Annotated in this window: 17 protein-coding genes; 11 read left to right on the forward strand and 6 right to left on the reverse strand. The window is 65.3% G+C overall.

The window, feature by feature from the left end:
- Nucleotides 1-9: 9 nt before the first annotated feature.
- From choX to DXT74_RS02510, 4 genes are read left to right on the forward strand one after another with little or no spacing between them, the layout of a single operon-like run.
- Complete coding sequence (gene choX / locus DXT74_RS02495; RefSeq protein WP_194427252.1) at nt 10-966, forward strand: choline ABC transporter substrate-binding protein; 957 nt, start codon at nt 10-12, stop codon at nt 964-966.
- A complete protein-coding gene (locus DXT74_RS02500) occupies nt 963-1,865 on the forward strand; it encodes a 3-keto-5-aminohexanoate cleavage protein (protein WP_081556472.1) in 903 nt (300 codons plus the stop codon). Before choX ends, DXT74_RS02500 begins: the two co-directional genes overlap by 4 nt.
- A 1-nt stretch (nt 1,866) precedes the next feature.
- Complete coding sequence (locus DXT74_RS02505; protein ID WP_081556473.1) at nt 1,867-2,829, forward strand: L-carnitine dehydrogenase; 963 nt, start codon at nt 1,867-1,869, stop codon at nt 2,827-2,829.
- Nucleotides 2,822-3,292 carry a thioesterase family protein gene (locus DXT74_RS02510; protein ID WP_081556474.1) on the forward strand — a complete coding sequence of 157 codons (471 nt, stop codon included), beginning with the start codon at nt 2,822-2,824 and terminating at the stop codon, nt 3,290-3,292. Before DXT74_RS02505 ends, DXT74_RS02510 begins: the two co-directional genes overlap by 8 nt.
- A 49-nt stretch (nt 3,293-3,341) precedes the next feature.
- Here DXT74_RS02510 and DXT74_RS02515 read toward each other — a convergent pair whose 3' ends face one another.
- Nucleotides 3,342-4,277, reverse strand: coding sequence for a GlxA family transcriptional regulator (locus DXT74_RS02515; RefSeq protein WP_052370633.1), 936 nt, complete (start codon nt 4,275-4,277; stop codon nt 3,342-3,344).
- Nucleotides 4,278-4,622: 345 nt separating this feature from the next.
- Between DXT74_RS02515 and DXT74_RS02520 the strand changes: the two genes are divergently transcribed.
- The 6 genes from DXT74_RS02520 (at nt 4,623) to DXT74_RS02545 (ending at nt 10,194) form a co-directional block, all read left to right on the forward strand.
- Complete coding sequence (locus DXT74_RS02520; RefSeq protein ID WP_143330333.1) at nt 4,623-5,330, forward strand: ABC transporter substrate-binding protein; 708 nt, start codon at nt 4,623-4,625, stop codon at nt 5,328-5,330.
- A 461-nt stretch (nt 5,331-5,791) separates the two neighbouring features.
- Nucleotides 5,792-6,913 (forward strand): Re/Si-specific NAD(P)(+) transhydrogenase subunit alpha, encoded by a 1,122-nt coding sequence (locus DXT74_RS02525; RefSeq protein WP_043639177.1) that lies wholly within the window; start codon nt 5,792-5,794, stop codon nt 6,911-6,913.
- Nucleotides 6,914-6,923: 10 nt separating this feature from the next.
- The gene (locus tag DXT74_RS02530) at nt 6,924-7,220 is read left to right on the forward strand and encodes a proton-translocating transhydrogenase family protein (RefSeq protein ID WP_019101645.1); all 297 of its coding nucleotides are present in this window, start codon (nt 6,924-6,926) and stop codon (nt 7,218-7,220) included.
- 9 nt (nt 7,221-7,229) lie between these two features.
- On the forward strand, nt 7,230-8,606 hold the full coding sequence (locus DXT74_RS02535) for an NAD(P)(+) transhydrogenase (Re/Si-specific) subunit beta (RefSeq protein ID WP_043639174.1): 1,377 nt from the start codon (nt 7,230-7,232) through the stop codon (nt 8,604-8,606).
- A 173-nt stretch (nt 8,607-8,779) separates the two neighbouring features.
- Nucleotides 8,780-9,451: an META and DUF4377 domain-containing protein gene (locus DXT74_RS02540; protein WP_043639171.1), complete on the forward strand. Its 672-nt coding sequence runs from the start codon at nt 8,780-8,782 to the stop codon at nt 9,449-9,451.
- Nucleotides 9,452-9,516: 65 nt separating this feature from the next.
- Nucleotides 9,517-10,194 (forward strand): META and DUF4377 domain-containing protein, encoded by a 678-nt coding sequence (locus tag DXT74_RS02545; RefSeq protein ID WP_081556477.1) that lies wholly within the window; start codon nt 9,517-9,519, stop codon nt 10,192-10,194.
- A gap of 197 nt (nt 10,195-10,391) precedes the next feature.
- On the opposite strand, the gene pgi is transcribed toward DXT74_RS02545, so the two are convergent.
- From pgi to zwf, 5 genes are all read right to left on the reverse strand, one after another.
- The gene (pgi, locus tag DXT74_RS02550; RefSeq protein WP_043639165.1) at nt 10,392-12,050 is read right to left on the reverse strand and encodes a glucose-6-phosphate isomerase; all 1,659 of its coding nucleotides are present in this window, start codon (nt 12,048-12,050) and stop codon (nt 10,392-10,394) included.
- A 5-nt stretch (nt 12,051-12,055) separates the two neighbouring features.
- A complete protein-coding gene (hexR, locus tag DXT74_RS02555) occupies nt 12,056-12,907 on the reverse strand; it encodes a transcriptional regulator HexR (protein WP_019103156.1) in 852 nt (283 codons plus the stop codon).
- A gap of 4 nt (nt 12,908-12,911) precedes the next feature.
- The gene (locus tag DXT74_RS02560) at nt 12,912-13,937 is read right to left on the reverse strand and encodes a glucokinase (protein WP_194427253.1); all 1,026 of its coding nucleotides are present in this window, start codon (nt 13,935-13,937) and stop codon (nt 12,912-12,914) included.
- Nucleotides 13,918-14,595, reverse strand: a complete 678-nt coding sequence (gene pgl, locus DXT74_RS02565) for a 6-phosphogluconolactonase (protein WP_194427254.1) — start codon at nt 14,593-14,595, stop codon at nt 13,918-13,920. The genes DXT74_RS02560 and pgl overlap by 20 nt, the downstream gene beginning before the upstream one ends.
- A 434-nt stretch (nt 14,596-15,029) precedes the next feature.
- Entirely contained in the window at nt 15,030-16,508 is a 1,479-nt protein-coding gene (gene zwf / locus DXT74_RS02570; protein WP_043639153.1) for a glucose-6-phosphate dehydrogenase, read from the reverse strand.
- Between the two features lie 254 nt (nt 16,509-16,762).
- Here zwf and edd point away from each other — a divergent pair, with 254 nt between their 5' ends.
- Entirely contained in the window at nt 16,763-18,613 is a 1,851-nt protein-coding gene (gene edd, locus DXT74_RS02575) for a phosphogluconate dehydratase (RefSeq protein ID WP_194427255.1), read from the forward strand.
- Nucleotides 18,614-18,615 lie beyond the last annotated feature (2 nt).

Raw genomic sequence — 18,615 nt, forward strand, 5'->3', positions numbered from 1 at the left:
GAAGCTGACATGAAACTCTCCACCCCCTGGCTGGCGCTGCTATGCGGCGCGCTGGCCGCCCAGGCCTGGGCCGCGGAACCGGAAAGCTGTCGCAAGATCCGCTTCGCCGACATCGGCTGGACCGATATCGCGGCCACCACCGGCCTAGCCTCCGCCGTGCTGCAAGGCTTGGGCTACCAGCCCAGCACCCAGCTCGCCTCGGAGCCCATCGCCTTCACCGGGCTCAAGAACCAGCAGATCGACGTGTATCTGGGCTACTGGGTGCCGTCGCAAACGCCGGCCATCACGCCCTTTCTACAGGCCAAGGCGCTACAAGTATTGCCCGAACCCAATCTGAGCGGCGCCAAATACACGCTGGCGGTGCCCAGCCAGCTTGCGGAGCAGGGCCTGCGCACCTTCGCCGACATCGCGCGCTTTCGCAAACAGCTGGACGCCAAGATCTACGGCATAGAATCCGGCAGCCAGGGCAACGCCATCATCAAGCGAATGATCGCCAACAACGATTTCGGTCTGAAAGGCTTCACCCTGGTGGAGTCCAGCGAAAGCGGCATGCTGGCCGCGGTATCCCGCGCCATCCGGCAAAAACGCATGGTGGTGTTCCTCGCCTGGGAGCCGCATCCGATGAACTACCTGATGCGGCTAAGCTATCTGGCCGGCGGCGACCAGGCCTTCGGCGCCGAATACGGCGGCTCCAAGGTCTATACCGTGGTGGCCAACGGCTTTATGCAACGCTGTCCCAACGCCGGGAAGCTGATCAGCCAGCTGCGCTTCAGCCTGGACATGGAAAACCAGGTGATGAACGCCATCCTCAAGCGGGTCCCGCCCGCGCGCGCCGCGCGCCAATGGCTGCAAGCCAACCCTCAGCCGCTGGAACGCTGGCTGGACGGCGTCTCCTCCTTTGACGGCAAACCCGGCCTGCCCTTGGTCCAGGCCTATCTGCGCCAAGGCGAAGGGAACGGGCCATGAACCGGGACATCGTGCTGAGCTGCGCCGTCACCGGCGCCGGCGACACCGTGGGCAAGCATCCGGCGATACCGGTCACGCCCAAGCAGATTGCCGCCGCCGCGGTGGAGGCGGCCCGCGCCGGCGCCACCGTGGTGCACTGCCATGTGCGCGACCCGCTCACCGGCAAGGGCAGCCGCGAGCCGGCGCTGTACCGGGAGCTGGTGGACCGCATCCGCGCGTCCGGCGTGGACATGATTCTGAACCTGACCGCCGGCATGGGCGGCGACGTGGAGATCGGCCCCGGCGAGCGGCCGCTGCCGCTGGGGCCGGGCACCGATCTGGTCGGCGGCCTGGAGCGCCTGCTGCACGTGGAGGAATTGCGCCCGGAAATCTGCACCCTGGACTGCGGCACGCTCAACTTCGGCGACGGCGACTTCATCTACGTGGCCACGCCCGGACAGCTGCGCGACGGCGCGCGGCGCATTCAGCAACTCGGCATCAAGCCGGAGCTGGAAGTGTTCGACACCGGCCACCTGCGCTTCGCCAAACAATTATTGAGCGAGGGTCTGCTGGACGCGCCGCCGCTGTTCCAACTCTGCCTGGGCATCCCCTGGGGCGCGCCGGCCGACACCACCACGATGAAGGCCATGGTGGACAGCCTGCCGCCGGGCGCGCAGTGGGCGGCCTTCGGCATCGGCCGGCTACAAATGCCCATGGTGGCGCAAGCGGCCTTGCTGGGCGGCCATGTCCGGGTTGGGCTGGAAGACAATCTGTATCTGGCCAAAGGGGTGTACGCCAGCAACGGCGCGCTGGTGGAACAGGCGCGGCGATTGCTGGACCTGATGGGCGCACGCGTGCTGACGCCGGTGGAAGGCCGGATCCACCTAGGCCTGCCCCCGCGCCGCGGAAAAGGAGATTGAGATGTACCGTACCGACATCGCCACCTTCGGCGTGCTGGGCGCCGGCGTCATCGGCGGCGGCTGGGCCTGCCGCGCGCTGGCGGCTGGCCGCGACGTGCTGGCCTGGGACCCCGCGCCGCAGGCCGAAGCACGTCTGCGCGCCCAAGTGGAGCGCGCCTGGCCGGCGCTGGAACGCCGCGGCCTGGCCGCCGGCGCCGCGCCCGAGCGGCTGCGCTTCGTTTCCCGGCTGGAAGACTGCGCCGCCGCCGCCGACTTCATCCAGGAAAGCGCGCCGGAAACGCTGGCGCTGAAACGGGAGCTGCATCGCCGCGCCGACGCGGCCGCGCCGGAGACGGTCATCATCGCCTCCTCCACCTCCGGCCTGCTGCCTTCCGAGTTTTACCAGGACGTCCGCCGACCGGCGCGCTGCGTGGTGGGCCACCCCTTCAATCCGGTCTATCTGCTGCCACTGGTCGAGGTGCTGGGCGGACGCGACACCGCGCCGCAGGCGCTGGATGCCGCCGAGCGCGTCTATACGGCGCTGGGCATGCGGCCGCTGCGCGTGCGCCACGAGGTGCCCGGCTTCATCGCCGACCGGCTGCTGGAGGCCCTGTGGCGGGAAGCGCTGCACCTGGTCAACGACGGCGTGGCCACCACCGGCGAAATCGATGACGCCATCCGCTTCGGCGCCGGCCTGCGCTGGGCCTTCATGGGCACCTTCCAGACTTACGCCCTAGCCGGCGGCGAAGCCGGCATGCGCCACTTTCTGAGCCAGTTCGGCCCGGCGCTGCAACTGCCCTGGACCCGGCTACCGGCGCCGGACTTGAGCGAAGCGCTGATAGATCGGGTGGTGGACGGTTGCGCGCGCCAGCTGGGTCAGCGCTCCATCGCCGATCTGGAGCGCTATCGCGACGACTGCCTGATTGGAATCATGGAAGCGGTGGCGGCCGCCAAGCGCAAGCATGGACTGGCCGCGCATGAATAAGCGCCTCGTCCTGCTCCACGCGCAAACGCGGCCGGAATGGCTGGACTACAACGGTCACGTCCGCGACGCCTATTACCTGCTGGTGTTCAGCCACGCGGTGGACGCGCTGATGGAGCGCATCGGCATGGACGCCACGGCGCGTGAGCGCGGCGGCCACTCCCTATACACGGCGGAGCTGCATCTGCGCTATCTGCGCGAAATCCGCCAACAAGCCGAGCTGCGGGTGGAGGGCCAGCTGCTGGACCACGACGCTAAGCGGCTGCGGCTCTATCTGAGCCTGCATCGCGACGAGGAGGCCGACGCCGCGGCCGGCTGCGAGCTGATGCTGCTCAATGTGGACCCCGAGCAGGGCCGGAGCGCGCCGTTCTCAGCGCCGGTGCGGCACAGCTTGGACGCGCTGGCGCGTCGACAAGCCGGCCTGCCCTGGCCCGAGGACTGCGGCCGCCGCATCGAGATGCGCTGAGAACCTGTTCCGTGCCTGCCGCGCTTTTGAACAAGCGCTGGGAAGCGGCTCACGCCTCGCGCCGCTCCGTTCCCGGCGCGCAGCCGAAGCGGCGGCGATAGGCGCGCGCGAAGTAACTGGCGGACTCGAAGCCGCACGCCGCGCTGACCTGGGTGACGTTGAGCCCGCTCTGGCGCAGCAAGCGCTGCCCGTGTTCCAGGCGCAGGCCCAGGTAAAAGACATTGGGCGCCGCGCCCAACTGGGCGCGGAACAAGCGTTGCAGCTGACGCGCCGTCACGCCCACCCCGGCCGCCAAGGCCGCGCTGTCCAGCGGCGCGTCCATATGTTTTTCCATCAGGGCCAGGGCCTGGATCAATTTGCGGCTGTGCACGCCGTAACGCGCGCCCAGCTCCAGCCGTTGATGATCGCTCTGGGCGCGGATGCGCCCCAGCACGAATTGCTCCGAAACCTGCACCGCCAGATCATGGCCATGGCTGCGCGCCATCAAGGCCAGCATCATGTCGATGGAGGCGGTGCCGCCGGCGGAACTGATGCGCCGCGGCCCCAGTTCGTAAAGCTCCTGCGTGGCATTGAGCAAGGGATAGCGCTCGCGGAACGCCGGCAGCGCCTCCCAGTGCAGGGTCAGCCGCTGCTGCCGGAACAGTCCGGCCTCGGCCAGGATGAAACAGCCGGTATCGATGCCGCCCAGCACCCGACCGGCGGCGTCCTGACCGCGCAGCCAGGCCAGCAGGCCGGCGCCGCCGTGGCGCAGCGGATGAAAACCGGCCACCACCAACACCGCGTCGGCCGCTTCCGCCTCGCCCCAGGCGCCGTGCGCCGCCAAGGACATGCCGTTGCTGGCGACCACCGGCCGGCCATCGGCGCTCAACAGCCGCCAGCGATAGGCGCCGCCGTGAAAGCGGTTGGCCACGCGCAAGGGCTCGGTGGCCGCCAGCAAACCCAGCATGGAAAACTCGGGCAGCAGCACAAAGCTGAAATCCCGCATGCTCAGCCCTCCTCCGCGGCGATGATGATACCCATGGCGCGCCTTCGTTAAACATGTTTACAATCAACAGCCTACCGTTCTTCGATTGAAAACGGCAAGCCGACGCGCGGCGCTCCACGCCGATCCGCGCCGCGCCAGCCAATGGGACAGGTTGCCAATGCGGACATTTCCAATACCATACTGTTTTCATGGTTTTTTTCGGAACGGTGAATTTTCCCGCCCGTGCCGCGCCCAGCCGTCCGATAATGGCTCTCTGGCTACAGTCGGCTGCGTGGGGCCGCCGACGCCCGTTCGCATCTGTGCATCATTGTGAAACTCAAGTCCCTTTTGGCTCTGGCCTGCCTGATGGCAGGCATGCAGTGCGCGGCGGCGGAGCCGGCACTGGTCTTCGCCTACAATCTGTTCCCGCCCTGGAAGACCATGGACGCGCACGGCGCGCCTCAAGGCCCGTACACCGAGCTGATGCGCGAGATGGCCAGGCGCGCCAAGCTGAGGCTGGTCTTCCTCCCCTGCCCGCTGACCCGCTGTCTTCAATACCTGCGCCAGGGCAAGGCGGATGTGGTGATCGGGGTGAAAAGCACCCCGGCCCGCCGCGAATTCATCGACTTCATCGACCCCGCCTTCGCCTCAGGCAGCCGTCTAGCCTTGTATCAGCGCGCCGACGACCCGCGGCCGCTGCGCAGTTATCGTCAGCTCTACCCCTTTCTGATCGGCGTGGAGGAGGGCGTACGCTACCAGGACGAATTCGATAGCGACCTGCGCGTGCGGCGCGAGCCGGCCCCGTCGCTGGACTCCAACTTCCGCAAGCTCAAGGCCGGCCGCATCGACGCCTTGATCGCCGATGAACGCCAAACCGCCGAGCTGGCCGCCAGCTCTGAATTCCGCCAATACGTAAAGCGCGCGCCGTTGCTGCTGTATTCCCCGGAACCGCGCCGCATCGGCCTGTCCCCGCGCTCTCCGCACAAGCGCCGCATCGCCAGGGCGATGCGCTCCATGTTGCAGGACGGCACCGTGGAGCGGTTATTGGCGGAAGCGTCGCGGCCGGCTTTCTAGCCGGCCCTCCGTCGCGCGCGCGCAACAGCCAACGCCGGCCGCCGCGGGCGCTCGCCCTGGCTGGCAACTGGCGCATGGCGCAGCTTTACAAGCCGCGCCATCAACGCTAGTGTCCTGCATAAGCCTTGCCGGCAGCATATGCGCGTCGACCGGCCGTACTTGCCTCCGCGCCTTGTTCCGCCTGCCCGCCCGTGGCTGCTTCGCCGTCTTTCTTCCGCATTTCCGCTCCAACAGCCGTTGACTGGCCTCTGTCTGATTCACGTCACATCGCTGCTGTAGGGTTTTGCTAGCATCCGGCCCTTTATCCGTCGAAATTGTCCGACGGTATACGGTCGGCAATATAAGTGTTGCGCGGAAAAATCCCGCATGCCTTTAATTGAATTCAAACGCTCGTTCGATTTTCGCCGCACGGGCGTTCGCTATCTGGAATCTTTGTTATCTAATCGCAGGAAAGGAAGACCATGCATATCGCTATCCCAGCCGAGAGGCTGGCCGGTGAACACCGCGTGGCCGCAACGCCGGACACGGTGAAGAAACTCGTGGCCGGCGGCCACGCCGTCACGGTGGAAAGCGGCGCAGGCCTCGCGGCCGCGCAGCCGGACGCGGCCTATCAGGACGCCGGAGCCGCCATCGCGGCGGACCGCGCCGCGGCGCTGGCCCAGGCCGACATCGTGCTGACGGTGCGCCCGCTGGACGAGGACGGCATTGCCGCGCTGAAGGACGGCGCGGTGCTGATCGGCCAGCTCAACCCCTATCACAACCACAATCTGCCGGCGCTGGCCGCCAAACGCGTCTCCGCCTTCGCGCTGGAATTGCTGCCGCGCAGCACCCGCGCGCAGAGCATGGATGTGCTCTCCAGCCAGAACAATATCGCCGGCTACCGCGCGGTGCTGCTGGCCACCCAGCACTATCCGCGCTTCATGCCCATGCTGATGACCGCGGCCGGCACGGTGAAGCCGGCCCGGCTGCTGATTCTGGGCGTGGGCGTGGCCGGCCTGCAGGCCATTGCCACCGGCAAGCGCCTGGGCGCGGTGGTGGAGGCCTTCGACGTGCGTCCGGCCACCAAGGAACAGGTGGAGTCGCTGGGCGCCAAGTTCATCGAAGTGCCGATGAGCGAAGAAGAAAAAATGGCCAATAGCGGCGTTTACGCCAAGGAAATGTCCGAGAGCTATCGCCAGCGCCAGGGCGAACTGGTGGCCAAACACGCCAAGGCGGCGGACATCGTGATCACCACCGCGCTGATCCCGGGAAAACCGGCGCCCAAGCTGCTGTCGGCCGAGGTGGTGGAGGCGATGAAGCCGGGCTCGGTCATCGTGGACCTGGCGGCGGAAACCGGCGGAAACTGCGCGCTGACCCGCCCCGGCGAAACCGTGCGCCTGGACAACGGCGTCACCGTGGTCGGCCAGACCAATCTGCCCGGCCTGCTGGCGGCGGACGCCTCCAGCCTGTACGCCAAGAACCTGCTGACCTTCCTCGGCCTGCTGCTGACGCCGGAAGGCCTGAACCTCAATCTGGAAGACGAGCTCCTGTCCGCCACGCTGGTGACCCACGCCGGCCAGGTCCGCTTCCCCGCCGCCGATTAAGGAGAACAAGATGGTAGATCCCTTCATCACCAGCCTCACCGTCTTCGTGCTGGCCGTCTTCGTCGGCTACCACGTGGTCTGGAACGTCACCCCCGCGCTGCACACCCCGCTGATGGCGGTGACCAACGCCATTTCCGGCATCATCATCGTCGGCGCCATGCTGCAGGTGGTGGACATCAACGGTTCCGAAATCACCCTCACGTCAGTGTTGGGCACCATCGGCATCTTCCTCGCCAGCATCAACATCTTCGGGGGCTTCCTGGTCACCCAGAGGATGCTGGACATGTTCAAGAAAAAGAAGAAATAAGGGACCAAGATGGAAAACCTGTCCGCAATTCTTTATCTCATCGCCGCGGTGTTGTTCATCCTGGCGCTCAAGGGGCTGTCCAGTCCGGCCTCCGCCTTGCGCGGCAACCTCTACGGCATGATAGGGATGCTCATCGCCGTGGCCACCACCTTGCTGATCATGGACAAACCGGTGCTGGCGCTGATCGCGTCCGCCATTGTCGCCGGCGGCGCCATCGGCGCGTGGAAGGCCAAGACCGTGCAGATGACCGGCATGCCGGAACTGGTGGCGGCGATGCATTCGCTGGTGGGCCTGTCCGCGGTGCTGATCGCGGTGGCGGCCATCTTCCACAGCGGCGTGGAGCACACCCAGGTGCAAAAGGTGGAGCTGTTCATCGGCGCCTTCATCGGCGCGATCACCTTCACCGCCTCGGTGATCGCCTACGGCAAGCTGTCCGGGCGCTTCGGCTCCAAGGCCGTGAACTTCAAAGGCCAACACCTGCTTAATCTGCTGCTGGCCGTCGCCATGGTTGGCTTTGGCGTGGTGTATTTCCTCAGCGACAGCCAGGCCGCCTTCCTGACCATGCTGGCCATCGCGCTGGCGCTGGGCGTGACGCTGATCATTCCGATCGGCGGCGCCGACATGCCGGTGGTGGTGTCCATGCTCAACTCCTACTCCGGCTGGGCGGCCGCCGGCATCGGCTTCACGCTGAACAACCCGGTGCTGATCATCGCCGGCGCTTGCGTCGGCGCTTCCGGCGCTATTCTGTCCTACATCATGTGCAAGGCCATGAACCGCTCCATCATCGCGGTGCTGCTGGGCGGCTTCGGCGCCGAGGCGGCCACGGGGGGCGGTGCCGGCGACAGCGGGCCCAAGAACCACAAATCCGGCTCCCCAGAGGACGCCGCCTTCCTGATGGCCAACGCCGACAGCGTGATCATCGTCCCCGGCTACGGCCTGGCAGTGTCGCGCGCTCAGCACGCCTTGCAGGAGTTTGCCGAAATCCTGCACCAGAAGGGCGTCAACGTGCGCTACGCCATCCACCCGGTGGCGGGCCGGATGCCGGGCCATATGAACGTGCTGCTGGCCGAGGCCGAGGTGCCCTACGAGCAGGTACAGGAGATGGAGGAGATCAACTCCGACTTCTCCAACACCGACGTGGTGCTGGTGATAGGCGCCAACGATGTGGTCAACCCGGCCGCGCAGAAGGACAAAACCAGCCCGATCTACGGCATGCCCATCCTGGACGCGCACAAATCGCGCAGCGTGATCGTGGTCAAACGCTCGATGAACGCCGGCTACGCCGGTCTGGACAACGAGTTGTTCTATATGGACAAGACCATGATGGTGTTCGGCGACGCCAAGAAAGTGGTGGAGGAGTTGCTCAGGGGAGTGGAGCAGCTATAGCGCATCAACCATGCCAATGGCATTTCAAAACCGTCCAATGTTTTAAGCTTGGGCGGTTTTTTGTTTCCGTCTATTTCGAGCCCCGCTTTTCCGCGCCGCCCTGCTTCACAAGCGGCGGTTATCAGGTATATTGTAAACAAATATTAGTTTTTGTTTATACATGGAGTATGGCAATGCAAAATACTGGCTTCTCCGCCCGGCGCCTGGCTGCGCTCTGGCTGGGCGCGCTGGCCTTGCCGCTACCGGCGCTGGCCATGCCCAATCTGCAGGGAACCGAATGGCAGATGGTGGAACCCGCGCCCGCGGGCCAGCCGCCCACCGTGGCCTTCCAACCGGGCAAGATGACCGGCTTCGCCGGCTGCAACCGCTTCATCCGCACCGTTGACGCTCAGGGCAAGGCGCAGGTGGCCACCACCCGCATGGCCTGCCGGCCGCCGCTGATGGAGATGGAGCAACACTTCATCGCCTTCCTCTCCAGCCCCTTCCGCGTGCTGCCGGACGGCCGCGCGCAGAAGCTGGTGCTGAAATCGGAACGCGCCGAGTACCGCTTCGTGCGCTTGACGCCTAACCCCGACCCGACGGCCCAGCCGGCCAAGCTGCAATACCTGTATGTGGCGCCGGAACGCCAGGCCTGCCACAACGGCGAAGCCACGCGCGACTGCCTTCAGGTGCGCGAACGCGCCGAGCAAAACTGGCGGCCGTTGCAAGGCGAAATCGCCGGCTTCCACCCCAAGCCCGGCGTCAGCTACTACATTAAGCTGAAACCGGCGGCGCAGGCCGACGCCGGCTCGCGCTGGACGCTGGAACGCATCGTCTACAGCGAGGAAGTCAGCAAGCTACGCTGAACTCTAGAGAACGGCGGGCGCTCCAAGAGCATCCCGTCCCTGCCCTTAACCACGGAACATCGATAATGAAAAAATCTCTTTTGCTCGCCGCACTGACCGCAGCCGCCCTGAGCGCCTGTGCCACCCCGCAAACCGGAGCCAAAATGGACGCTCAAGCGGATATCAAACTGGACGCGCTGGCCGGCCAATGGAAACAGGCCGCCGCCGAGCACCCGATCACCCTGAGCTTCAAGGACGGCAGCGTGTCCGCCCGCGCCGGCTGCAACGGCATGTTCGGCCCGGTGTCGCTGGAAAGCGGCAAGCTGGTCAGCGGCCAACTGGGCAGCACGCTGATGATGTGTCCGCCGGAAGCGATGGAGCGGGACCGCGCGCTGGCCGCCTTCCTGGGCGCCAAGCCCGCGGTGAAGCTGGACGGTGACAAGCTGACGCTGCAAGCCGGCGACAAGACGCTGAGCTTTGACCGCCAGCCCTCGCTGGAAGGCGGCCTCACCCGCTTCGTCTACGTGGCGGCCGAACGCAAGCCCTGCACCGGCGTGGCTCCAATGCAATGCCTACAGGTCCGCGAAAGCAAGGACCAACCGTGGCAGTTGCACTACGGCGAGATCGAGGGCTTCAAACCGGAGCCGGGCATCGCCTACCGCCTGCGCCTGAAGGAATTCAAAGTGGCGAATCCGCCGGCCGACGCCTCGTCCATCCGCTGGGTGCTGGACATGGTGGTGGAGCAGGAAATCGTCAAGAAATAAAGCCTATTCACGATCTCGCGAGCTAAGGCGGGACAAGGCGAAAGCGGCCGAGAAAGCGGAGGGCACACAGGGTGCCTGGGCATTTCGAGGCTGTTTTCAACGCGGTATTGCCGCAGCGCAACGAATCGTGCGCAGCGGCGAGATTCAAACAAAACGCGAGGCCTCGGCCCCGCGTTTTGTTTGGGCCGGCGTCCGGCTCAGCACTTGCAGTCGTCGGCGTTGACCTGACGGTACAGTTCGATCAACCGCCGGGTGGAGCTGTCGTGTTCGGCGTGCTGGAGCTTGCCGGTCAGCTCGGCGTGTATGGTCTTGGCCAGCTGTTTGCCCAGCTCCACGCCCCACTGGTCGAAGCTGTTGATGTGCCAGATCACGCCCTGCACGAAGATCTTGTGCTCGTACAGCGCAATCAAGGAGCCCAGATTGCGCGGGTTCAAGCGGCTCATCAGCAAGGTGTTGGTGGGCCGGTTGCCGCCGAACACCTTGTGCGGCACCAGCGCTTCCAGCGCCTCGCCCTTGAGGCCCTGCTCCTTCAGCTCTGCGCGCACCTCGTCCGCGGTCTTGCCGCGCATGAAGGCCTCGGCCTGGGCAAACACGTTGGCCAGCAGGATTTCATGGTGGCCGGGCAGGCTGGAACAGTTTTGCACCGAGGCAATCAGGTCGATCGGCGAAATATGGGTGCCTTGATGCAAGAGCTGGAAGAAGGCGTGCTGGCCGTTGATGCCGGTCTCGCCCCAGATAATGGGAGCGGTTTCGAAGTTCACCGGCTGGCCGTCCAGCATCACCTGCTTGCCGTTGGACTCCATGTCCAGTTGCTGGATGAAGGCCGGCAGGCGGTGCAGGTATTGATCGTAAGGCGCGATCACATGGCTGCCGCCGCCGTAGAAATTGATGTACCAGACCCCAATCATGGCCAGCAGCACCGGCATGTTCTGTTCGAACGGCGCGTTTCTGAAATGCTGGTCCATGATGTGGGCGCCGTTGAGGAGTTCGGTGAAGTTCTCCTCGCCCAGGTAGAGCATGATGGGCAGGCCAATGGCCGACCACAGGCTGTAGCGGCCGCCCACCCAGTCCCAGAATTCGAACATGTTCGACGGGTCGATGCCGAAATCCGCCACCGCCTTCTGGTTGGTGGACACCGCCACGAAGTGCTTGGCCACCGCGCTTTCATCGCGCGAGCGCTGCAAGAACCAGTCGCGCGCGGTCAGCGCGTTGGTCAGCGTCTCTTGAGTGGTGAAGGTCTTGGACTCCACCACGAACAGCGTGGTCTCGGAATGGACCTTTTTCAGGGTTTCCTTGAGTTGGGCGCCGTCCACATTGGAGACGAAGTGCATGTTCAGCCGCGGATGGCCGAAAGGCTTGAGCGCGCTACAGACCATCAACGGGCCCAGATCCGAGCCGCCGATGCCGATGTTGACGATGTCGGTGATGGGCTGGTTGGTATAGCCCAGCCATTCGCCGGAACGCACCGCGTGAGCAAACTTGCCCATGCGCTCCAGCACCGAGTTGACCTTGGGCATCACGTCCTCGCCGTCCACATGGATGGGCGAGTTGGTGCGGTTGCGCAGCGCCACGTGCAGCACTGCGCGGTTTTCGGTGCTGTTGAGCTTCTCGCCCTTGAACATGGCCTTGATCTTGGCCGGCAGCCCGGACTCGCGCGCCAGCTGCATCAAGCCCTTCAGGGTCTCATCGGTGATGCGGTTCTTGGAATAGTCGAGGAACAGGCCGCCCACCTCCAGCGCATAGCGCTCCGCCCGCTCCGGATCGGCGGCGAACAAATCGCGCATGTGCTGGTGCTTGGCCTCGGCAAAATGGTCCCATAGTGCCTGCCAGGCCGGCAGTTCGGTCAGTTCGCTCATGATGGTCAATCCTCTTCGGTTTTGTTGTCCAGCCTTCGGTTCTTCAGGCTGTGCTTGGTTTTTTCCAGCTGGCTGATCAGGCCCGGCCCGCGCTTGAGCGCCACGCTCACCGCCAGGATGTCGATCTGCACCAGATGCACGATGCGCGAAATCATCGGGCTGTAGGTTTCATTGTCTTCCAATGTGTCGGCGATCAAGGCCACGGTGGCGCGGCGCGCCAGCGGCGAACCGCTGGTGGTCAGCGCCACAACGCTGGCGCCGGCGGACAAGGCCACGTCCACGGCTTCCAGCAACTCCAGCGTGCGGCCGGAGCTGGAGATCGCCACCAGCACATCGCCCGGCCCCAGCACCGACGCCGCCATCATCTGAATGTGGGTGTCGGAATAGGCGACGGTGGGAATGCCGAAGCGGAAGAATTTGTGCTGGGCGTCCGCGGCGATGATGCCGGAGTTGCCCAGGCCGTAGAACTCGATGCGGCGCGCGTCGGTCAGCAGCCTCACCGCGGATTCTATCGACTGCGGATTGACGTCGTTGCGGCACTTGAGCAGCGCGGACACGGTGTTGTCGAATACCTTGGCGACGATTTCCGAGGTTGGATCTTCAGGGCGCACGCTGGAGTGCACATAGGGCACGCCGGTGACCAGGCTGCCGGCCAGCTTCAGTTTGAAGTCCGGCAGGCCGGAACAGCCCACGGTGCGGCAAAAGCGGATCACGGTGGGCTGGCTGACGCCGGCGTTCTTGGCGATGTCGGCCACCGCCGCCTGGATCACGGTGTAAGGCTGCTCCAGCACCAGCTCGGCCACTTTGCGCTCGGCCGAGGACAGGATCTCCAATTGGCTCCTGATACGTTCAAGCATGTATTTACTCTCCTGCCGCGCCGTCGTCAGGATGCGCCCGGGGTCGGGCGCGGGCGCTCGCCAGTTCGGCCGCCAGATGGGCGGCCACGCCCGGCAAAGCCGGGTAGGAGCTGACGATCAGATAGACCGGAATCGCGGCCAGATAGCCGGACATCCGTCCCTTATCCTCGAAGCGGCGGCGGAATGGTGATTGTTCAAAAAAACCGCGTAGACGCGGCACGATACCACCACCTAGATACACGCCGCCACGGGCGCCGAGATTCAGGGCCAGATTTGCCGCCGCGCCGCCCAGCATGCCGCAGAACACTTCCAGGGTTTCGCGGCAGCGCGGACAAGCTCCGGACAGGCCGCGCGCGGTGACCTCGGCCGGGTCCAACACCGCGGCCGTTTCGCCCGCGCGTTCGCACAAGGCTTGGTAAATCAACGGGATACCGGATCCAGACAGCAGCCGTTCGGCGGATACGTGGCCAAAGCGCCGCATCGCGTGCCGCCAGATGTCGGCCTCCCGCTCGTCAAACGGAGCGAAACCGACGTGACCGCCCTCGCCGGACAAGGGCGCGTAGCCGCCCGGGTAGGGAATCAGCGCCGACACGCCCAGGCCGGTGCCGGGACCGATCAGCGCCATCGGCGCGCCGGCCTCCGCCTCGCCGCCGCCGATGCGCAGCAGTTCGCTCGCCGGCAAATGCGGCAAGGCCAGGGCCAGCGCGGTGAAATCGTTGATCACCCGCAGCGTGGTCAGGCCCAGCGCCCGGCGCGTGGCCTCAATGGAAAACGCCCAGTGATGATTGGTCATCTGCACCCAGTCGCCCAGCACCGGGTTGGCGATGCCGAAAGCGGCATGGGCGACCGCGCGCGCGCCGGCCAGGTCCAGATAAGCGCGGATCGCGTCCAACAGCGTGGGGTAGCCGGCGCAGGGCAGCACCTCGATGTCCTCGATCACGCCGGGCGCGGTTTCCAGCGCAAAGCGGGCGTTGCTGCCGCCGATATCGGCCAGCAGCCGCGGCCATTGCTCAGGCAGACCAGTAGACATCCAGCTCCACCTTGTTCTGGGCCAGGAAATGGCTGATGGGCAACACGTCGCTGACGCCCTTGGCGGCGGCGTCCAGCACCTGGCGCTTCTTGTCGCCCTGGATGGACAGAATCAGACAACCGGCACGCAGCAACGCGGCGTAGCTCATCGAGATCCGGCGGTGCGGCGCGGTCTTGGGCGTCACCGCCAGGAAGGCCGCGGCGGAGGCCGGGTCCAGCCCGGCCGCCAGCTCGTCGGCGCCGGGGAATAGCGAGGCGGTGTGGCCGTCCTCGCCCATGCCCAGGATGGCGACAGTGGGCGGCGCAAATCCGGCGTTGGCGCGCGCCACCTCAGCGTCGATGTCCGCGGCGTCTTCCACCAGGGGCAGGAAACGCGCCTCCACGGCGCGGTCGCGCAGCAAGTGGGCGCGCACCAGCGCGGCGTTGCTGTCCGGATGGCTGTCCGGCACAAAACGCTCGTCCACCAGAGTGACAGTCACCTTGGACCAGTCTATCGCCATGGTGCTGAGCATGTGGAAAAAGGGAATCGGCGATTTGCCGCCGGACACCGCCAACACGGCGGCGCCCTGACTGGCGATGGCGGCGCCCAGCCTGGCGGCCACGCTATTGGCCAGCGCGGTGGACTGTTGCTCGCTATCGGAAAATTCTACGCAGTTCATCAGCGGCGCTCCGCGGGTAAAAAATTAAAATCAAACATCGCAGCGTTCGAGTTCGAAACGCGCTGCAAAACAGTCAGCATGGCGCAGCCATCGTCCATCGTCGCGAGCGCCTCAAGGTCGAAGCGAGTAGTACAGCCGTACAAGTAGTACGGCGAGCACCGCAGCACTCGAGATCGAAACGCGTAGCAAACGGTCAGCATGAGACAGCCATCGTCGCGAGCGCCTCGAGATCGAAGCGAGAAGCGCAGCCGTACAAGTAGTACGGCGAGCACCGCAGCATTCGAGATCGAGACGCGTAGCAAACGGTCAGCATGGGATATCCATCGTCGCGAGCGCCTCGAGGTCGAAGCGAGACGCGCAGCCGTACAAGTAGTACGGCGAGCACCGCAGCATTCGAGATCGAGACGCGCAGCAGATGGATGCCTCCATGCGGCTCAGCATTCCTCGTGCCAGCCTATCCCATCGCGCGATAACAAAGCACTAGACGCCGCCGGGCCCCAGGTGCCGGCGGTGTACTGCTTGGGCGGCAGGTTGCTGCTGCGGCTCCAGGCATCCATGATGGGCTCCACCCAGCGCCAGGCCTCGATCAGCTCGTCGCGGCGCATGAAGAGGGCCAACTTGCCGCGAATCACGTCCAGCAGCAGGCGCTCGTAGGCGTCGGCGCGGCGCACCTTGAAGGCTTTGTAGAAGTCTAGGTCGAGGTAGGCCGGTTGCAGGCGCATGGTGTCGCCGGGTTCCTTGGCCAGGAAGTACAGGCGGATGCTTTCTTCCGGTTGCAAGCGGATCACCAGCCGGTTGGCGGTGTGGCTGCCGCTCATCGGGCCATTGAACAGCTGGTGCGGCACGTCGCGGAAGTTGATGACGATTTCGGCCAACCGCTCTTGCATCCGTTTGCCGGTGCGCAGGAAGAAGGGCACGCCGGCCCAGCGCCAGTTGTCGATCTCGGCCTTGAGCGCGACGAAGGTTTCGGTCTGGCTGTCGGCGGGGATGCCCTGCTCGCTCAAATAGCCCACCACTGGCTGGCCGCCCACGGCGCCGGCCTTGTACTGGCCGCGCACGGTCTTGGCCGCCACGTCCTGCTCGCTGAACGGGCGCAGCGCCTTCAGCACCTTGAGCTTCTCGTCGCGCACCGCGTCGGCTTCCATATTGGCCGGCGGCTCCATCGCCACAATGCACAGCAGTTGCAGCAGGTGGTTCTGCACCATGTCGCGCAGCGCGCCGGTGCCGTCGTAAAAGTCGCCGCGGCTGCCCACGCCCAGGTCTTCGGAGATGGTGATCTGCACGTCGTGTATCCATTCGCGCCGCCACAGCGGTTCGAACAGCGCGTTGGCGAAGCGGATCGCCATCAGGTTCTGCACCGATTCCTTGCCCAGGTAGTGGTCGATCCGGTACAGCTGCTCTTCCTTGAAGAAGCGCGCCACGTCGTCGTTGATCTCGTTGGAGGAGTCCAGATCCGTGCCCAGCGGCTTTTCCAACACCACGCGCACGTTGCCGCTATTGAGGCCCACCGCCGCCAGGTTCTCGCAGATGCCGGCGAACAGATTGGGCGCGGTGGCCAGATAACAGACCACCACGCGGCCGTCGTCGCCCTTGAGCTTGTCCGCCAGCGCCGGGAAGTCCCGCGGCTGGGAGGCGTCCACTTTCAGGTATTCAATCCGCGCACAGAAGCTGTCCCAGGCGGCGGCGTCGAAATGGGCTTTAACGTGCTGGCGCGAGTTCTTCTCGACAAAGGCCAGGTAGTCGTCGCGGCTCAGTTCCTTGCGGCCCAGCGCCAGGATGCGGCCCTGCTGATTGAGCAGACCGGCCGCGTGCGCCTGATACAAGGAGGGCAGCAGCTTGCGCATCACTAGATCGCCGGCGCCGCCGAACAACACCATATCGAAGGCCGGGGTTGGCGTAGTACGGGTATCCATCCTGATCTTCCATCTCGAGATGTTTGTAGATGTAGTTATATTACCACCAGCATTTACCTTGTCCATGTCATCCCGCTGACGCAGGCCGCTTTTGCAACACCTTTTGCCTCAAAGCAAACAATTCGCTCAATCGCTGCAACGGCGGGTGTTGCCCAGCGCCGCCGGGCGTATCATGGCGAGACGGCGCTGGAGCGCGTCTTGCATTTTGAGTGTAGTAAAACTACTATCAACCCACTTCAACACGGAACGTCATCATGGCCTTGCATTCCACCCTGTCCGCCGTTACCGAGCGCATCGTCAATCGGAGCCAGGCAACGCGCGCCGCCTACCTGGACCGCTTGCGCGCCGCAGCCCATCAGGGAAGGGTGGAGCGCTCGCAATTATCGTGCACCAACTTGGCCCACGCCTTTGCCGCCATGCCCGACGGCATCAAGATACATCTTAAGGAAGAACACCGCCCCAATCTGGCCATCGTCTCTTCCTACAATGACATGCTGTCCGCCCACCAGCCGCTGGAAACCTATCCGGCGCAGCTGAAGGAAGCGGCGCTGGCGGCTGGCGCCACCGCTCAGTTCGCAGGCGGCGTGCCGGCGATGTGCGACGGCGTAACCCAGGGCCAGCCGGGCATGGAGCTGTCCCTGTTCTCCCGCGACATCATCGCGATGAGCACCGCGGTGGCGCTGTCCCACCAGATGTTCGACGCCGCGCTTTACTTGGGCGTGTGCGACAAGATCGTGCCCGGCCTGTTGATAGGCGCGCTCTCCTTTGGCCACCTGCCCGCGGTATTCGTTCCCGCCGGCCCGATGACCACCGGCATCGCCAACGATGAAAAAGCCAAGGTGCGCCAGCTGTACGCCGAAGGCAAGGTGGGCCGCGACGCGCTGCTGGAATCCGAGTGCCAGTCCTACCACGGCCCCGGCACCTGTACCTTCTACGGCACCGCCAACTCCAATCAGATGCTGATGGAGATCATGGGCCTGCACCTGCCCGGCGCCGCCTTCGTCAATCCGGGCACCCCGCTGCGCGAAGCGCTGACCCGCGCCGCCGCTCAGCAAGCGGCCCGTATCGCAGCCCAAGGCAAGGCTTTCACCCCGGTGGGCGAGATGATAGACGAGAAGTCCATCGTCAACGCCATCGTAGGGCTGCTGGCCACCGGCGGCTCCACCAACCACACCATGCATATCGTCGCCATTGCCCGCGCCGCCGGCATAGCCGTGAACTGGGACGATTTCGACGAACTCTCCGCCGTGGTGCCGCTCTTGGTCCGCGCCTACCCCAACGGCAAGGCCGATGTGAACCACTTCCACGCCGCCGGCGGCATGGGCTTTGTGATCCGCGAGCTGCTGTCCGCCGGTCTGCTGCACGAGGATGTGGGCACCGTGGTGGGCCGCGGCCTGTCGCGCTACGCGCAGGAGCCGTGGCTGGACAACGGCGAGCTCAAATGGCGCGACGCGCCCACCGACAGCGGGGACGATAGCGTGCTGCGCACCGCCGCCGACCCGTTCTCCGCCGACGGCGGCCTCAAGCTGCTGTCCGGCAAACTGGGCCGCGCGGTGATCAAGGTGTCCGCGGTCAAACCGGAACACCGGGTAGTGGAAGCGCCGGCGGTGATTTTCCACGACCAAAACGATATGCTGGCCGCGTTCAAGCGCGGCGAGCTGGAAAAAGACTTCATCGCGGTGATCCGCTTCCAGGGCCCGCGCGCCAACGGCATGCCGGAACTGCACAAGCTGACCCCGGCGCTGAGCATTTTGCAGGAACGCGGCTTCAAGGTGGCACTGGTCACCGACGGTCGCATGTCCGGCGCTTCCGGCAAAGTGCCGGCCGCCATCCACGTCTCGCCGGAAGCCTTGTCCGGCGGGCCGATCGGCAAAGTGCGCGACGGCGACCTGATACGGCTGGACGCCAATAGCGGCGCGCTGACCGTGCTGGTGGACGACGCCGAATGGGCCGCGCGCGAACAGGCGCAGGCCGACCTGACGCATAATGATTTTGGCATGGGCCGGGACTTGTTCGCGGTGTTCCGCTCGGTGGCAGACCACGCCGAAGCCGGCGCCGCCAGCTTCCGCCATCCCGACTTCCACCCCGCTTCTTGGAGAAAATGAAT

Source organism: Chromobacterium sp. Rain0013, from assembly GCF_015291765.1.
GTDB classification, from domain to species: domain Bacteria; phylum Pseudomonadota; class Gammaproteobacteria; order Burkholderiales; family Chromobacteriaceae; genus Chromobacterium; species Chromobacterium haemolyticum.

Excerpts from the sequence above, each read along its gene's own strand:
- DXT74_RS02505 (WP_081556473.1), top strand. The coding sequence starts at position 1,867 with ATGTACCGTACCGACATCGCCACCTTCGGCGTGCTGGGCGCCGGCGTC.
- DXT74_RS02535 (WP_043639174.1), top strand. The coding sequence starts at position 7,230 with ATGGAAAACCTGTCCGCAATTCTTTATCTCATCGCCGCGGTGTTGTTC.
- DXT74_RS02545 (WP_081556477.1), top strand. The coding sequence starts at position 9,517 with ATGAAAAAATCTCTTTTGCTCGCCGCACTGACCGCAGCCGCCCTGAGC.
- DXT74_RS02530 (WP_019101645.1), top strand. The coding sequence starts at position 6,924 with ATGGTAGATCCCTTCATCACCAGCCTCACCGTCTTCGTGCTGGCCGTC.
- DXT74_RS02515 (WP_052370633.1), bottom strand. The coding sequence starts at position 4,277 with ATGCGGGATTTCAGCTTTGTGCTGCTGCCCGAGTTTTCCATGCTGGGT.
- edd (WP_194427255.1), top strand. The coding sequence starts at position 16,763 with ATGGCCTTGCATTCCACCCTGTCCGCCGTTACCGAGCGCATCGTCAAT.
- DXT74_RS02510 (WP_081556474.1), top strand. The coding sequence starts at position 2,822 with ATGAATAAGCGCCTCGTCCTGCTCCACGCGCAAACGCGGCCGGAATGG.
- choX (WP_194427252.1), top strand. The coding sequence starts at position 10 with ATGAAACTCTCCACCCCCTGGCTGGCGCTGCTATGCGGCGCGCTGGCC.
- pgi (WP_043639165.1), bottom strand. The coding sequence starts at position 12,050 with ATGAGCGAACTGACCGAACTGCCGGCCTGGCAGGCACTATGGGACCAT.
- DXT74_RS02500 (WP_081556472.1), top strand. The coding sequence starts at position 963 with ATGAACCGGGACATCGTGCTGAGCTGCGCCGTCACCGGCGCCGGCGAC.
- pgl (WP_194427254.1), bottom strand. The coding sequence starts at position 14,595 with ATGAACTGCGTAGAATTTTCCGATAGCGAGCAACAGTCCACCGCGCTG.
- DXT74_RS02540 (WP_043639171.1), top strand. The coding sequence starts at position 8,780 with ATGCAAAATACTGGCTTCTCCGCCCGGCGCCTGGCTGCGCTCTGGCTG.
- DXT74_RS02520 (WP_143330333.1), top strand. The coding sequence starts at position 4,623 with ATGGCAGGCATGCAGTGCGCGGCGGCGGAGCCGGCACTGGTCTTCGCC.
- DXT74_RS02525 (WP_043639177.1), top strand. The coding sequence starts at position 5,792 with ATGCATATCGCTATCCCAGCCGAGAGGCTGGCCGGTGAACACCGCGTG.
- zwf (WP_043639153.1), bottom strand. The coding sequence starts at position 16,508 with ATGGATACCCGTACTACGCCAACCCCGGCCTTCGATATGGTGTTGTTC.
- DXT74_RS02560 (WP_194427253.1), bottom strand. The coding sequence starts at position 13,937 with ATGTCTACTGGTCTGCCTGAGCAATGGCCGCGGCTGCTGGCCGATATC.
- hexR (WP_019103156.1), bottom strand. The coding sequence starts at position 12,907 with ATGCTTGAACGTATCAGGAGCCAATTGGAGATCCTGTCCTCGGCCGAG.